We start from the raw sequence: 15686 nt of genomic DNA on the forward strand, positions 1-15686 counted from the left end.
TTCGGCACGACTACTGGGCCTTGACCTTGGCCGCCTTCACAGAGTCGCGGATGGTGATCAGGGAACCTTTGGCACCGGGAACAGCGCCCTTGATGAGGATCAGGTTCTTCTCGGGATCCACCTTCACGACGCGCAGGCCCTGAATCGTGACCCGCTCGCCGCCCATCCGGCCGGGAAGCTTGCGGCCCTTCGGCACGCGGCCCCAGGCGCGCTGCCCCAGCGAACCGGGACTCCGATGATATTTCGAGCCGTGGGACATGAAGCCGCGGGAGAAGTTCCACCGCTTAATGCCGCCGGCAAAGCCCTTACCACGAGAGATGCCGGTGACATCGACCAGCTCGCCCTCGGCAAAGATGTCGGCCTTAATGACGTCGCCCACGTTGAGCGACTCGATGTCGTCCAGGCGGAACTCCCGCAGGTAGCGGGTCGCCTTCACCTGGTGCTTTTCAAAATGCCCCTTCAAGGGCTTGTTTACGAGCGTCTCACGAATCTCACCGAAGCCGAGCTGAACGGCGTCGTAGCCGTCGGTCGCCGTCGTCTTCTTCTGCACGACGACGCAGGGCCCGGCCTCGATCACGGTGACGGGAATGACCTTCCCGTCGGGGGCGAAGATCTGGGTCATGCCCAGCTTCTTGCCCAGAATGCCCTTCTTCACAAAAGCCACCTCCACATCAGTGGTCGCAAGGATCCGAAGGCGGTCGGGGTCGGGGCGACCCCGCACGGCAGAGCCTTACGGCCCGGCCGCACCTGGCAGGCACTGTCGGTCCCGGCGACATGATCGATCACCGCAGGTCTGCCCGCCTGCCGGGGAGCAGCTGCTCTCCCGTCTTAGAGCTTGATCTCGATATCGACGCCGGCTGGCAGATCCAGCTTCATAAGGGCCTCGACGGTCTTCGAGCCGGGCTCCACAATATCGATCAGCCGCTTGTGGGTGCGCATCTCGAACTGCTCACGGATATCCTTCTCGCCGTTGGGCGCGGTCAGGATCGTGTAGATGTTCTTCTCCGTCGGCAGCGGAATGGGGCCGCTGACGGTCGCGCCGGTGCGGGTCGCCGTCTCAACGATCTTCGCAGCGGAGCTGTCGAGGATCTTGTGGTCGAAGGCCCGCAGCCTGATGCGGATCTTCTGGTTGGCCACGATGACTTCCCTCCTCTTTCGGGGACGTTCCTGTTCCCGAATCACCCGGGGCCGAAACCGGGGGGCGGGCGATGCGCCCGCCCCCCGGGCAAGGCCCACCTATGCCGTTGACTACTCGTTGACCTTGGTAACCCGGCCGGAAGCCACGGTGCGGCCGCCCTCACGAACGGCGAACCGGAGACCCTCTTCGATGGCGATCGGGTGGATCAGCTCGACGGAGATCTCCACGTTGTCACCAGGCATGACCATCTCAACGCCATCGGGCAGCTTGATGGTGCCGGTGACGTCGGTGGTCCGGAAGTAGAACTGCGGGCGGTAGCCGTTGAAGAAGGGGGAGTGCCGGCCGCCCTCTTCCTTGGTCAGCACGTAGATGGCGCCGGAGAACTTGGTGTGCGGCTTGATGGAGCCGGGCTTCGCCAGCACCTGGCCGCGCTCGACCTCCCGCTTCTCGATACCGCGGAGCAGGGCGCCCACGTTGTCGCCGGCCATGACCTCGTCCAGCAGCTTGCGGAACATCTCGAGGCCGGTGACGACGGTGGTCTTGCTCTCGTCGCGCAGACCGACGATCTCGACCTGGTCGCCGACCTTGCAGGTGCCGCGCTCGACGCGACCGGTCACGACGGTGCCGCGGCCGGTGATGGTGAAGACGTCCTCGATGGGCATCAGGAAGGGCTTGTCGGCGTCGCGCTCGGGGGTCGGGATGTAGTTGTCAACAGCCTCCATGAGCTCCTCGATGGACTTGACCCACTTGGGATCGCCCTCGAGGGCCTTCAGGGCCGAGCCGCGGATGAAGGGGATGTCGTCGCCGGGGAACTCGTACTGGTTCAGCAGCTCGCGAACCTCCAGCTCCACCAGCTCGAGCAGCTCCTCGTCGTCGACCATGTCGCACTTGTTGAGGAAGACCACGATGGCGGGCACGCCCACCTGGCGGGCGAGCAGGATGTGCTCACGGGTCTGCGGCATGGGGCCGTCAGCCGCGGAGACGACCAGGATGGCGCCGTCCATCTGCGCCGCGCCGGTGATCATGTTCTTGACGTAGTCGGCGTGGCCCGGGCAGTCGACGTGGGCGTAGTGCCGGTTCTCGGTCTCGTACTCCACGTGGGAGGTGTTGATGGTGATGCCGCGCTCCCGCTCCTCGGGGGCCTTGTCGATCGAAGCGTAGTCGATGAACTGGGCGCTGCCCTTCTCAGCGAGAACCTTGGTGATCGCCGCAGTGGTGGTGGTCTTACCGTGGTCAACGTGGCCAATGGTGCCGATGTTCACGTGCGGCTTGGTGCGCTCAAACCTCTGCTTACCCATGAGCGGATACTCCTCCTTACAAACCGTACTGTTGAGGGTTTATGCCTTGCCCTGGGCCTTCTCGATGATCGGCTTGGCCACGTTCGGAGGGACTTCCTCGTAGTGGTCAAACTGCATCGAGTAGACACCACGGCCCTGGGTCCGGGAACGAAGATCGGTCGCGTAGCCGAACATCTCGGCCAGGGGCACCTGCGCCCGGATGACCTGGGCGTTTGCACGGGCCTCCATGCCTTCGATGCGGCCACGGCGGGCGTTCAGGTCGCCGATCACGTCGCCCATGTACTCCTCCGGCACGGTCACCTCGACCTTCATGTAGGGCTCGAGAAGGACCGGCTCGGCCTTCTGGGCGGCTGCCTTGAATGCCATGGAACCGGCGATCTTGAAGGCCGCCTCCGAGGAGTCGACCTCGTGGTACGAGCCGAAGACCAGCTCGACCTTGACATCGATGACCGGGAAGCCGGCGAGGACGCCGTTTTGCATGGCCTCCTTGATACCCTGCTCCACCGGCCCGATGTACTCCTTCGGAATGACGCCGCCGACGATCTTGTTCTCGAAGACGAAGCCGGAACCAGGCTCGGCGGGCTCCAGGTTAATGACGGCGTGACCGTACTGGCCGCGGCCGCCCGACTGGCGGACGAACCGCCCTTCCACGTTCTCCACGCGGGCCTTGATCGTCTCGCGGTAGGAGACCTGGGGCTTGCCGACGTTCACGCCCACCTTGAACTCCCGCTGCAGCCGGTCGACGATGATCTCCAGGTGCAGCTCGCCCATGCCGGCGATGATGGTCTGCCCGGTCTCCGGATCGGTGTACATCCGGAAGGTCGGGTCCTCCTCCGCCAGCTTCAGGAGGGCGGTGCTCAGCTTATCCTGGTCCGCCTTGGTCTTGGGCTCCACCGCCAGCTGGATGACCGGCTCGGGGAACTCCATCGACTCCAGGATGACCGGCGCGTCCGGGGTGCACAGCGTGTCGCCGGTGGAGGTGTCCTTCAGGCCGACCACTGCGGCGATGTCGCCCGTCTCGACCAGTTCGACCTCCTCCCGGTGGTTTGCGTGCATCCGCATCAGACGGCCGACGCGCTCCCGCTTGCCCTTGGTCACATTCAGCACGTAAGAGCCGGCGTGGAGTTGCCCGGAGTAGACCCGGAAGAAGCAGAGCTTGCCGACATACGGGTCGGTGATGACCTTGAACGCGAGGGCGGAGAACGGCTCGCTGTCGTCGGCCTTGCGCTCGATGGGCTCGCCGGTCTCGGCGTCAACCCCCTGAATGGGCGGGACGTCCAGCGGCGACGGCATGTAGTCGATCACCGCATCGAGCATCGGCTGCACGCCCTTGTTCTTGTAGGAAGAGCCGCAGCAGACCGGCGAAATCTTGCACTCCACGGTCAGCTTGCGCAGCGCAGCCTTGATCTCCTCAACCGTCAGCTCCTCGCCATTCAGGTACTTCTCCATCAGGGCGTCATCCGCCTCAGTCGCCGCCTCAATCAGCTTGGTGCGGTACTGCTCCACCAACTCCTGCATGTCCTCGGGAACCGGCTCCTCACGGATGTCCTTGCCCAGATCGTCGTAGTACATGATGGCGACGTTGCGGACCAGATCGACAATCCCACGGAACGTGTCCTCCGCGCCGATGGGAAGCTGAATGGGCACGGGCCTCGCGCCCAGGCGTTCCTTCATCATCTGGACGACCCGGAAGAAATCCGCGCCGATGGTGTCCATCTTGTTGACGTAGGCCATACGGGGCACCCCGTACTTATCGGCCTGCCGCCAAACTGTCTCGGACTGCGGCTCCACGCCACCCTTCGCGCAGAAGACAGCCACCGCACCGTCCAGCACGCGGAGGGACCGCTCAACCTCCACCGTGAAGTCCACGTGGCCGGGCGTGTCGATGATGTTAATCCGGTGGTCCTTCCAGCTACACGTCGTAGCAGCGGACTGAATCGTGATGCCGCGCTCCTGCTCCTGCACCATGAAGTCCATGGTGGCGGCGCCCTCGTGGGTTTCACCCAGCTTGTGGGTCCGACCGGTGTAGAACAGGATGCGCTCGGTCGTCGTCGTCTTGCCGGCGTCGATATGCGCCATGATGCCAATGTTGCGGAGCCTATCCAGCGATACCTGCCGAGACATCAGACACCCCCCTTTGCGTCGGAATGCGCTTCAAACCGCTACCAGCGATAGTGAGCGAAGGGCTTGTTGGCCTCAGCCATCCTGTGGACCTCTTCGCGCTTCTTCACCGCACCGCCGGTGTTGTTGTAGGCGTCGACCAGCTCCGCGGCCAGCCGCTCCTCCATCGTGCGCTCCCCACGCGCGCGCGCAAAGTTGACCAGCCAACGGATGCCCAGTGCCTGGCGCCGCTCGGGGCGCACTTCCATCGGCACCTGGTAAGTCGCACCGCCGACCCGGCGAGACCGGGTCTCAACAACCGGCATGATGTTCTTCAGCGCGCCCTCCAGCACTTCCATCGGCTCCTTGCCGAGTTTGGCGCTGGCCCGGTCCAAAGCGTTGTAGAAGATGCGCTGTGCCAGACCCTTCTTGCCGTCAAGCATGATCTTGTTGATGACTCGGCTGACCAGTTCCGAGTTGTAAATCGGATCCGGCAGCACCTCTCGCTTCGGTACGTGACCGCGACGCGGCATGCGAATACCCCTTTCTTTCCACTAACTCTGGGCGGCGAGTCGGGGAGCTGCGCCAGGCAGCCCGTCCACCTGCTTCACCGGAGGGTGCCGGTTACTCTCCCCGCCCCCGGCTTGTTACTTCGCCTTGGCCTTCTTGGCGCCGTACTTGGAACGGCCCTGCGCCCGGTTGGCGACACCCGCAGCATCCAGGGCGCCGCGGACGATGTGGTACCGAACGCCCGGCAGGTCCTTCACACGGCCGCCGCGCACGAGCACCACGGAGTGCTCCTGCAGGTTGTGGCCGATGCCCGGAATGTACGCCGTGACCTCGATGTTGTTGGACAGGCGCACACGGGCGATCTTCCGCAGAGCCGAGTTCGGCTTCTTGGGCGTGGTGGTCTTCACAACGGTGCAGACCCCCCGCTTGAAGGGATTGCCCTTGAGCGCCGGCGAGTCGGACTTCTCACGCATCCGCTTGCGGCCCTGACGGACAAGCTGGTTGATGGTCGGCACAGAACGCACCTCCTTCCGGGATATGCTGGTCGAGAGAGGGGTGGCCGGCTAGCCCTCCAGGATTGCGGCGGCGGCAGCGCCCACCTCAATCCCGCAGGCCTTGCCCAACACCACCATCGATTCAACCTCCTGAATCTCGAGGCCCTTCTCCTTTGCAGCGTCGAGGACCTTGCGGAGCACATGCTCCTCGGCATCCTGCGCCACAAACACCAGGCGGGCCTGGCCCTTTTCGATGGCCTTCACAGTCTGTTTGGTTCCGATGGTCTTCTTACTGGCGGCTTTCAAGCGCTCCAAACTCATCGCCCCAGAAACCTCCTGCTCAGGCACACTTTCATATTGTACTCAGGGCGCTGACGCGAGTCAAGAAAAACCCGCGCAGATTCAACATCTGCGGGCTCTTACGCGCGCAGCCTCCCTTATTCGTCCATTTTCGGTCAGTCCTCCCGCCTGGCCCGCAGCACCCGGTACCCGGCCCTGCGCGCCACGTCCGTCACGTTGCCGAACAGCTCCTCCAGCTTGCGCTTCATGCTGGGGGCCCCCTGTTTGTTCTGCACCACGACCCAGAGCGAGCCGCCCGGCTTCAGCGCGGCGCAGGCCTCCTCCAGGAGCCGATAGACGGTGGCCTTTCCGGCGCGGATCGGCGGGTTGGTCAGGATGGTGTCGAAGGCCATGCCCGCCACGGGCGCCAAACCGTCGCCCACCCGCACCTCCGCGTTGGCGATGCCGTTGGCGGCGAGATTGCGCCGCGCCAGCTCGGCTGCCCGTTCGTTGACATCCACCATATAAATGTAGCCTTTCGGCGCCAACCGCGCCGCCACCGTGCCGATGGGCCCGTACCCGCAGCCCAGGTCCAGCACCGTGTCGCCCTGGCCGATCTGCATCGCTTCTATTAATAGAAGGGATCCGAAATCAACCCGCTCCCGGGAGAAGACCCCGGCGTCGGTCACGAAGCGAAACGCCATCCCCCGCAGCGTGGCGTCGAAGCTTGTCTCCTCGTGGGCCGCGCTCGGCCGCTCGGTATAGTAGTGCTCGCTCACGGGGGCCTCCTCCCTCTGACAACAGCGCCCTGCGCGCCGGTCGTTCCGGGCGTCGCAGGGTCTGTGGCTGCTCTCCGGCGAAAATGCAGAGCAATGGTACCGGAAAATGCCGCGAAAGGCAAGGGCGCGCGCCGGTGCGACCATCGAAAAGGAGGCCGCGCTGATTGAGGCGGCGAAGATCGGCACGGAGGGGGCCTAGCAGAAGATCCGGTTCAGAGCCAGGCGGAAACCGAGCGGAGACTCCACCGCATCACCGGGTCCCAGCCGCTCCGATGCGACGTGACGCCCGCCTGTAAGGAGGCGTTGCACAAGCCACCGCTTCGCAGGGGCGACAATCCAGAACTCCGGAACACCCGCGGCTTCGTAGACGCCCTTCTTGTGCTCGAGAGTGCGCCCTTCGTCCTGCGAAAGCACCTCCACCACCAGGGCCGGCGCCCCATAGACGCCGTCGTCCCGGATCATGCGCGTGTCGGTGATCACCATCAGATCAGGTTGGAAGATGTCCTCAGTCCCCAGATGGAGATCAAATGGAGCAAAGAAGACTTCCCCTGTCCCCTGCGGGAGGGCGGCCTGGATCCCCAGAAAAAGGTTTCGCAGGACCGTCTGGTGTGCGCGTGACGCCGGAGGCGTCAGCGTAACCCTCCCGCCGATCAGCTCGCCGTGAAACTCGCCCAGAAGCCGCCACTCCCGGGCGGTTAGCGGTTCCTTCCGCCGCACGCGCCATCCCCCCCGAGCGTTCTTCCATCGCAGAGTGTACCACGAGCACCCCGTACATTTCCATCTCGGGTCGGCGACGCAGCGTCCGGAACCCCTCGGGAAGTTTGGGCAGATCCGCTGTACGGGAGCCCCGCAATAGGAGGGCCCGACTGCCTCACGGCAGCCGGGCCTTCTCGCTTTAGTCGTCGGCGCCCTCAAGCTGCTCGGCGTACACGTCGTCCTCGGTGTACACCTTGATGTTGCGGTACCGGCCCATGCCGGTGCCGGCAGGGATCAGCTTGCCGATGATGACGTTCTCCTTCAGGCCGAGCAGCGGGTCCCGCTTGCCCTTGATCGCCGCGTCGGTCAACACGCGGGTCGTCTCCTGGAAGGAGGCCGCCGAGAGGAACGACTCGGTGGCAAGCGACGCCTTGGTGATGCCCAGCAGCATCGGACGGGCTACGGCGGGCTGGCCGCCCTCCATGATCACGCGCTCGTTCTCGTCCTCGAAGTCGAAGATGTCGATGAAGCCGCCCGGCAGCAGCTCGGTATCGCCGGGATCCTCCACCTTCACCTTCCGCAGCATCTGCCGCACCATGACCTCGATGTGCTTATCGTTGATGTCCACGCCCTGCAGGTTGTAGACCTTCTGCACCTCGCGCAGCAGGTAGCGCTGCACGCCGCGCAGGCCCTTCACCCGCAGCAGGTCGTGGGGGTTCACCGAACCCTCGGTCAGCTCGTCTCCGGCCTCCACGATCTGCCCCGGACGCACCTTCACGCGGGCGCCGTATGGGATGGAGTAGGTCATCGACTCGCCGTCCTCCGAGGTGATGGTGATCTCGCGCCGGCCCTTGTGCTCGCTGATGGAGACCTCGCCGTCCAGCTCGGCGATGACCGCCTGCCCCTTCGGCTTGCGGGCCTCGAAGAGCTCCTCCACACGGGGGAGACCCTGCGTGATGTCGTCGCCGGCCACGCCGCCGGTGTGGAAGGTGCGCATGGTGAGCTGGGTGCCAGGCTCGCCGATGGACTGGGCGGCGATGATGCCGACCGCCTCGCCGACGTCCACCAGCCGGCCGGTGGCCAGGTTCCGCCCGTAGCAGGCCCGGCACACGCCGTACCGCGTGCGGCAGGTGAGCACGGAGCGGATGGTAACCTCCTTGATGCCGGCCGCCAGGATCTGCTCGGCCAGATCCTCGTCGATCATCTCGTTGGCGTAGACGATGATCTCGCCGGTCTCCGGATGCACGACGTCGTTCAGCGCCACGCGGCCGACGATGTGCGGCGTGAGGGGCTCGACCACGTTGCCGAACTGGTCGACCTCCTCCGTCCACGTCATGCCGGCGGTGGTGCCGCAGTCGTCCTCCCGCACGATCACGTCCTGCGCCACGTCCACCAGGCGGCGGGTCAGGTAGCCCGAGTCCGCGGTGCGCAGGGCGGTGTCGGCCAGACCCTTGCGGGTGCCGTGGGTGGAGAGGAAGTACTCCAGCACGGTCAGGCCCTCGCGGAAGTTCGCCTTCACCGGCAGCTCCACGATCTTGCCCGACGGGTCGGCCATCAGGCCGCGCATGCCCGCCAGCTGCGTGATCTGCGAGATGTTGCCTCGGGCGCCGGACTTCATCATCATGTTGACCGGGTTGAAGTCTTCCATGCTGTCCACCAGCGTCTTGGTCACCTGGTCCTTGGCTTCAGACCAGATGGCGATGACCCGCTGGTAGCGCTCGTCGTTGGTGATCAGGCCGCGCCGGTAGTTGCGCTCGACCTGCTCCACGTCCTTCTCGGCCCGCCGCAGGATCTCGTCCTTGTCGCCGGGCACGCGGATGTCGGAGATGGCGATGGTGGAGCCGGCCTTGGTGGCGTACTCGAACCCGATCTCCTTGATCTTGTCGGCCTGCTCCGCCGTCTTGACGGTGCCCAGCCGGCGGTAGGCCATATCGATGATCTTGCCCATCCACTTCTTCTCGACGGTCTCGTTGATGTACCGGAGCTTCGGGTGCAGGACCTCGTTGAAGATCATCCGGCCGACCGTCGTCTTGATGCGCTTGCCGGAGGCGTTGTTCCAGTTGTCCGGGTGCTCCCACCACTCCTCCGAGTACGGCTCCAGGTGCGCCGGGGGCGTGGGGAAGCGGATCTCCACCCAGTCGTGCAGTTCCACCAGCCCGTCCTGGTAAGCCATGAGCGCCTCATGCGGATGGGAGAAGCGCATCTTGGGCTCGCTTTCGGACTTCGGCAAGGTCAGGTAGTAGGAGCCCAGCAGCATATCCTTCGACGGGGTGATGACCGGCGCGCCGTCCTTCGGGTTCAGGATGTTGTGCGCGGCCAGCATGAGGACGCGGGCCTCGGCCTGCGCCTCAGCCGACAGCGGCACGTGCACCGCCATCTGGTCGCCGTCGAAGTCGGCGTTGTACGCCGTGCAGACCAGCGGGTGGATCTGGATGGCGCGGCCCTCCACCAGCACCGGCTCGAAGGCCTGAATGCCCAGGCGGTGCAGGGTCGGAGCCCGGTTGAGCATCACCGGGTGCTCCCGGATGACCTCTTCCAGCACGTCCCAGACCTCGGGCCGCATGCGCTCCACCATGCGCTTGGCGCTCTTGATGTTGTGCGCATGCCCGTCGTTGACCAGCTTCTTCATGACGAAGGGCTTGAACAGCTCCAGGGCCATCTCTTTGGGCAGGCCGCACTGGTGCAGCTTCAGGTGCGGGCCCACCACGATGACCGAACGGCCCGAGTAGTCCACCCGCTTGCCCAGCAGGTTCTGGCGGAAGCGGCCCTGCTTGCCCTTCAGCATGTCAGACAGCGACTTCAGCGGCCGGTTGCCCGGACCGGTCACCGGGCGGCCCCGGCGGCCGTTGTCGATGAGGGCATCGACAGCCTCCTGCAGCATGCGCTTCTCGTTGCGCACGATGATGTCCGGCGCCCCCAGGTCCAGGAGCCGCTTCAGCCGGTTGTTCCGGTTGATCACCCGGCGGTAGAGGTCGTTCAGATCCGAGGTGGCGAACCGGCCGCCGTCCAGCTGCACCATCGGGCGCAGGTCCGGGGGGATGACGGGGATGACCTCGAGGATCATCCACTCGGGCCGGTTGCCCGACTTCCGGAAGGCCTCCACCACCTCGAGGCGGCGGGTCGCCCGGATCTTTCGCTGACCCGAGACAGTCTTCACCTCGTGCCGCAGCTCCGCCGCCATCTTGTCGAGGTCGAGCTTCTCCAGGAGCACCTTCACGGCCTCCGCGCCCATACCCGCCTTGAACGCGTCGCCGTACTTCTCCCGGTACTCCCGGTACTCGTTCTCCGTCAGCAGCTGCTTCTCCATCAGCGGCGTGTCGCCGGGATCGGTCACGATGTACGAGGCGAAGTAGAGCACCTTCTCCAGCGCCCGGGGGCTGATGTCGAGAATCAGCCCCATGCGGGACGGAATACCCTTGAAGTACCAGATGTGCGAGACGGGCGCGGCCAGCTCGATGTGGCCCATGCGCTCGCGCCGCACCTTGGCCCGGGTCACCTCGACGCCGCAGCGGTCGCAGACGATGCCCTTGTACCGGACCCGCTTGTACTTGCCGCAATGGCACTCCCAGTCGCGGGTCGGCCCGAAGATCTTCTCGCAGAACAGCCCCTCGCGCTCCGGGCGCAGCGTCCGGTAGTTGATGGTCTCCGGCTTCTTCACCTCACCGCGAGACCACTGCCGAATGCGTTCAGGAGAGGCCAGGCCGATACGAATGGAGTCAAAATAGTTGACATCGAGCATCGATCAGCACCCTCCCCTACTCATCTTCGTCCTCGAAGTCGGCGGGCAGCCGGCGGCGGGCACGGCCGCGGTAGACGCCGTCGAGCTCGTCATCGCCCTCGTCGAACAGGACGTCCTCCTCCAGATCCTGCTCGTCGTCAGCCAGCGCGCCCCGCACGCCGGCCACATCGCCCGGCACCGCAACGGGGTTCTTCAGGGCGCCGGCCACCTTCTCCAACTCCTCCGGATCGAGGGGGGCGTCGATGTCCTCGACGTCTTCCTCCTCCTCGGCCTCGGCTTCAGGCTCCTGCTCCGCCTCACCGGACTCCTGGCCCTGCTGCGGCTCGGGCGTATTCTTCGCCAGCTCCGCGCCGCCCAGGGTCGGAATCTCCAGGTCGCGGTCGGAGAGGTCCATCTCGTCGTCCAGCTCGCGGAGCTCGATCTCCTGGCCCTGCTCGTTCAGCACCTTGACGTCGAGCCCCAGGGACTGCAGCTCCTTGATGAGCACCTTGAACGACTCGGGCACGCCCGGCTCCGGCACGTTCTCGCCCTTCACGATGGCCTCGTAGGTCTTCACGCGCCCGACCACATCGTCGGACTTGACCGTCAGCAGCTCCTGCAGGGTGTAGGCCGCGCCGTAGGCCTCCAGGGCCCAGACCTCCATCTCGCCGAACCGCTGGCCCCCGAACTGGGCCTTGCCGCCCAGCGGCTGCTGCGTGACCAGGGAGTAGGGGCCCGTGGACCGGGCGTGAATCTTGTCGTCCACCAGGTGGTGCAGCTTCAGCATGTACTTGTAGCCGACCGTCACCTCGTTGTCCAGCGGCTCGCCGGTCTTGCCGTCGTAGAGCACCGTCTTGCCGTCGGGAGGCAGGTGGGCCTTCAGCAGCATCTCGCGGATGTCCTGCTCGTTGGCGCCGTCGAAGACCGGGCTCGCCACGTACATGCCCAGCTCCTTCGCCGCCCAGCCCAGGTGGATCTCCATGATCTGGCCGATGTTCATGCGGGAAGGCACGCCCAGCGGCGTCAGGATGATCTCGATCGGCGTGCCGTCGGGCAGGAAGGGCATATCCTCCTCGGGCACGATGATCGAGATGACGCCCTTGTTCCCGTGGCGGCCAGCCATCTTGTCGCCCTGGCTGATCTTGCGCTTCTGGGCGATGTAGACCCGCACCAGCTCGTTCACGCCGGGGGAGAGCTCATCCCCGTTCTCACGGGTGAAGACCTTCACGTCGACGACGATGCCCGACTCGCCGTGCGGGACGCGGAGCGAGGTGTCGCGCACCTCGCGCGCCTTCTCGCCGAAGATCGCCCGCAGCAGGCGCTCCTCAGCCGTAAGCTCGGTCTCGCCCTTGGGCGTGACCTTGCCGACCAGGATGTCGCCGGGCCGGACCTCGGCGCCGATGCGGATGATGCCCCGCTCGTCGAGGTCCTTCAGGACGTCCTCACCCACATTGGGGATGTCGCGGGTGATCTCCTCGGGACCCAGCTTGGTATCGCGCGCCTCGCACTCGTGCTCCTCGATGTGGATCGAGGTGAAGATATCCTCACGCACCAGGCGCTCGTTGATGATGATGGCGTCCTCGTAGTTGTAGCCCTCCCAGCACATGTAGGCGATGAGGACGTTGCGGCCCAGGGCCAGCTCGCCCTGGTCGGTGGACGGGCCGTCCGCCAGCACGTCGCCCTTGCGCACCCGGTCGCCGGCGCGCACGATGGGCTTCTGGTTCATGCAGGTGCCCTGGTTGGACCGCACGAACTTGGTCAGCTTGTACTTCTTGACCTGCATGTCGTCGTACTGCACGACGATCTCCGACGAGGTCGCCCGCAGCACGATGCCGTCGTTCTCCGCGATGACGCAGACGCCCGAGTCCCAGGCCGAGCGGTACTCCATGCCGGTGCCCACGAACGGCGCCTCCGTGCGCAGGAGCGGCACGGCCTGCCGCTGCATGTTGGAGCCCATCAGGGCGCGCGACGCGTCGTCGTTCTCCAGGAACGGGATGAGCGCCGTGGCGATGGACACCACCTGCTTGGGCGAGACGTCCATGTAGTCCACCTGATTGGGCGGAACCTGCAGGATCTCGTCCCGGTAGCGGCAGGTGACCCGGTCGCGGACGAAGGTGCCGTCCGGGTTGAGCGGCTCGTTGGCCTGCGCCACGATGTTCTCGTCTTCCTCGTCCGCGGTGAGGTAGACGATCTCGTCGGTCACCCGGCCGGTCTCCTGGTCGACCTTGCGGTACGGCGTCTCGATGAAGCCGTACTCGTTGATGCGGGCATACGTCGCCAGCGCGCCGATCAGGCCGATGTTCGGGCCTTCCGGCGTCTCAATGGGGCACATGCGCCCGTAGTGCGACGTGTGCACGTCGCGCACCTCGTAGCCGGCCCGCTCCCGGGAGAGGCCGCCGGGGCCCAGGGCGGAGAGGCGGCGCTTGTTGGTCAGCTCGGCCAGCGGGTTGGTCTGGTCCATGAACTGCGAGAGCTGCGAGGAGCCGAAGAACTCCTTCACCGCAGCCACCACCGGCCGGATGTTGATCAGCGCCTGCGGGGTGATGATGTCGACGTCCTGAATGGTCATGCGCTCCTTGACCACCCGCTCCATGCGGGCCAGGCCGATGCGGAACTGGTTCTGCAGCAGCTCGCCGACGGAGCGCACGCGGCGGTTGCCCAGATGGTCGATGTCATCGACGCTGCCCAGGCCCTTGAAGAGGCAGACCATATAGTTGACCACGGCGACGATGTCCTGCCGCTCGATGGTCTTGACCTTCATATCAGGCTGGCCGTTGGAGACCACCCGCACGAGCCCGCCGTCGCGCAGCCGCACGGTCAGCGCGTCGATGCCGGCTGCGTCGATCTTCTCGGCCAGCCGCTTGTCGATCTGCACGCCGGCCTCGGCCAGAATCTCGCCGGTCTCGGGATGGACCACCCGGTCCACGGTGGACGTCCCGACCAGCCGGCGCTTCAAGGCCAGCTTCTTGTTCAGCCGGTACCGGCCGACGTTCAGCAGGTCGTAGCGCTTCGGCTCGAAGAAGAGCGTCTCCAGCAGCTGGCGCGCATTGTCGGCCGCGGGCGGCTCGCCCGGCCGCAGCCGCTTGTAGATCTCGATGAGCGCCTCATCTTCCGACTCGGTGCCGTCCTTCTCCAGGGTGCGGCGGATGTACTCCGAATCGCCCAGGACGTCGATGATCTCCTGGTCAGAACCGTAACCCAGAGCGCGCAGGAGGACGGTCGCCGGAAGCTTGCGGGTCCGATCGACGCGGACGTAGAGCACGTCGTTGGCGTCGGACTCGAACTCCAGCCAGGCGCCCCGGTTGGGGATCATGGTCGCGAAGAACAGCTTCTTGCCCGAGGGGTCGATCTGCTCCGAGAAGTAGACCCCGGGCGAACGGACGAGCTGGGAAACGATGACCCGCTCTGCGCCGTTGATAATGAAAGTGCCGGTGGGTGTCATGAGCGGGAAGTCACCCATGAACACCTCCTGCTCCTTTACCTCGCCGGTCTCCTTGTTGATGAGACGGACCCGGACGCGCAGCGGAGCGGCGTAGGTGACGTCCCGCTCCTTGCACTCCTCGATCGAGTACTTCGGTTCGCCCAAGCTGTAATCGATGAACTCCAGCACCAGGTTGCCCGTGAAGTCCTGAATGGGCGAGATGTCACGGAACATCTCCTGCAGGCCCTCGCGCAGGAACCACTGATAGGAGTTGCGCTGCAGCTCGATCAGGTTCGGCATTTCGAGAACCTCGTCGATCCTGGCGAAGCTCAGCCGCTGTCTCCTGCCAGCTTGCACGATCTTCGGCATGCGGTCTAGGCCTCCTCGCTCCTGTTTGGTGGCCATCAAGAAGCTCCCCGTCTGGAAGTGCCCACCGCGGAAGCGCTCGATGTATCATCAACTCTCCCGCCGATTTCAGATTCCCGGCAGGAGAAACCCTACCCGACTACGAAAAAGAAAAAGGCAATCGCTGACCAACGGTCGCCCTTGGTCGGCGTTTCCAGGACGCCATTCTTTATTCGTATCCCGGAAACCGCGGTTTATGCATGTATCTGGCGAACTTTCCGCCCGCTGCCACCATGGGCAGGGAGCGGTAAGCCGTCCCGTCCACACTTTGATGGCAAGTTATCATGTTACCACGACAGGGAACACCTGTCAAGGGAAGTCCAATCTGCGGGCAGGACCGCCAGGTTCTGCCCGTGTTTATCATTCTGCAAAGAAGCTGAGGGTTGGAGCCGCGCGCCTGCTGCGCTGGCTCCAACCCTCCTTTCCGGGAGTGATCTCCCTTACTTGACCTCGACCTCGGCGCCGGCTTCCTTGAGCTTCTCGGCAACGGCGTCGGCATCGGCCTTGGAGACCTTCTCCTTGACCGGCTTCGGCGCGTTGTCGACCAGGTCCTTGGCCTCCTTCAGGCCCAGGCCGGTGATCTCGCGCACGGCCTTGATAACGGCGATCTTGTTGCCGCCGGCGGCCTTCAGGATGACGTCGAACTCGGTCTTCTCCTCAGCAGCCGGGGCAGCGGCGCCGGCAGCGGCAGGGGCAGCGGCGACGGCCACCGGAGCGGCCGCGGTCACGCCAAAGGTCTCCTCGAACAGCTCCTTCAGTTCCTTCAGCTCCAGGGCGGTCATGCCCTTGATGATCTCGATAACCTCAGCAGCCTTGGACATGTGGGGAACCTCCTTAAATTTGCATCA

At 65.1% G+C, this 15686-nt stretch carries 12 protein-coding genes; all 12 read right to left on the reverse strand.

Going from position 1 to position 15686, the window contains the following annotated elements; genetic code table 11:
* Positions 1–10: 10 nt before the first annotated feature.
* The 12 genes from rplC to rplL all read right to left on the reverse strand — a co-directional run bounded on the left by rplC (position 11) and on the right by rplL (position 15659).
* Positions 11–655, reverse strand: coding sequence for a 50S ribosomal protein L3 (gene rplC, locus ACZ45O_RS12600; RefSeq protein ID WP_464853428.1), 645 nt, complete (start codon positions 653–655; stop codon positions 11–13).
* A gap of 173 nt (positions 656–828) precedes the next feature.
* Positions 829–1137 carry a 30S ribosomal protein S10 gene (rpsJ, locus tag ACZ45O_RS12605; RefSeq protein ID WP_464853429.1) on the reverse strand — a complete coding sequence of 103 codons (309 nt, stop codon included), beginning with the start codon at positions 1135–1137 and terminating at the stop codon, positions 829–831.
* 111 nt (positions 1138–1248) lie between these two features.
* Positions 1249–2436, reverse strand: a complete 1188-nt coding sequence (gene tuf / locus ACZ45O_RS12610) for an elongation factor Tu (protein WP_464853430.1) — start codon at positions 2434–2436, stop codon at positions 1249–1251.
* 39 nt (positions 2437–2475) lie between these two features.
* Positions 2476–4560, reverse strand: a complete 2085-nt coding sequence (fusA, locus tag ACZ45O_RS12615; protein WP_464853431.1) for an elongation factor G — start codon at positions 4558–4560, stop codon at positions 2476–2478.
* A gap of 38 nt (positions 4561–4598) precedes the next feature.
* Positions 4599–5069 (reverse strand): 30S ribosomal protein S7, encoded by a 471-nt coding sequence (rpsG, locus tag ACZ45O_RS12620; RefSeq protein WP_464853432.1) that lies wholly within the window; start codon positions 5067–5069, stop codon positions 4599–4601.
* A 114-nt stretch (positions 5070–5183) separates the two neighbouring features.
* Positions 5184–5561: a 30S ribosomal protein S12 gene (rpsL, locus tag ACZ45O_RS12625; RefSeq protein WP_464853434.1), complete on the reverse strand. Its 378-nt coding sequence runs from the start codon at positions 5559–5561 to the stop codon at positions 5184–5186.
* A 48-nt stretch (positions 5562–5609) separates the two neighbouring features.
* Positions 5610–5861 carry a ribosomal L7Ae/L30e/S12e/Gadd45 family protein gene (locus ACZ45O_RS12630; protein WP_464853436.1) on the reverse strand — a complete coding sequence of 84 codons (252 nt, stop codon included), beginning with the start codon at positions 5859–5861 and terminating at the stop codon, positions 5610–5612.
* 134 nt (positions 5862–5995) lie between these two features.
* On the reverse strand, positions 5996–6598 hold the full coding sequence (locus ACZ45O_RS12635; protein WP_464853437.1) for a class I SAM-dependent methyltransferase: 603 nt from the start codon (positions 6596–6598) through the stop codon (positions 5996–5998).
* Positions 6599–6793: 195 nt separating this feature from the next.
* Positions 6794–7315, reverse strand: a complete 522-nt coding sequence (locus ACZ45O_RS12640; protein WP_464853439.1) for a Uma2 family endonuclease — start codon at positions 7313–7315, stop codon at positions 6794–6796.
* A 178-nt stretch (positions 7316–7493) separates the two neighbouring features.
* Positions 7494–11033 carry a DNA-directed RNA polymerase subunit beta' gene (gene rpoC, locus ACZ45O_RS12645; RefSeq protein ID WP_464853441.1) on the reverse strand — a complete coding sequence of 1180 codons (3540 nt, stop codon included), beginning with the start codon at positions 11031–11033 and terminating at the stop codon, positions 7494–7496.
* Between the two features lie 16 nt (positions 11034–11049).
* Positions 11050–14802 carry a DNA-directed RNA polymerase subunit beta gene (rpoB, locus tag ACZ45O_RS12650; RefSeq protein ID WP_464853443.1) on the reverse strand — a complete coding sequence of 1251 codons (3753 nt, stop codon included), beginning with the start codon at positions 14800–14802 and terminating at the stop codon, positions 11050–11052.
* 476 nt (positions 14803–15278) lie between these two features.
* Positions 15279–15659, reverse strand: coding sequence for a 50S ribosomal protein L7/L12 (gene rplL / locus ACZ45O_RS12655; protein WP_464853445.1), 381 nt, complete (start codon positions 15657–15659; stop codon positions 15279–15281).
* Positions 15660–15686: the final 27 nt, after the last annotated feature.

The sequence above is a fragment of the Symbiobacterium turbinis genome (assembly GCF_055383075.1).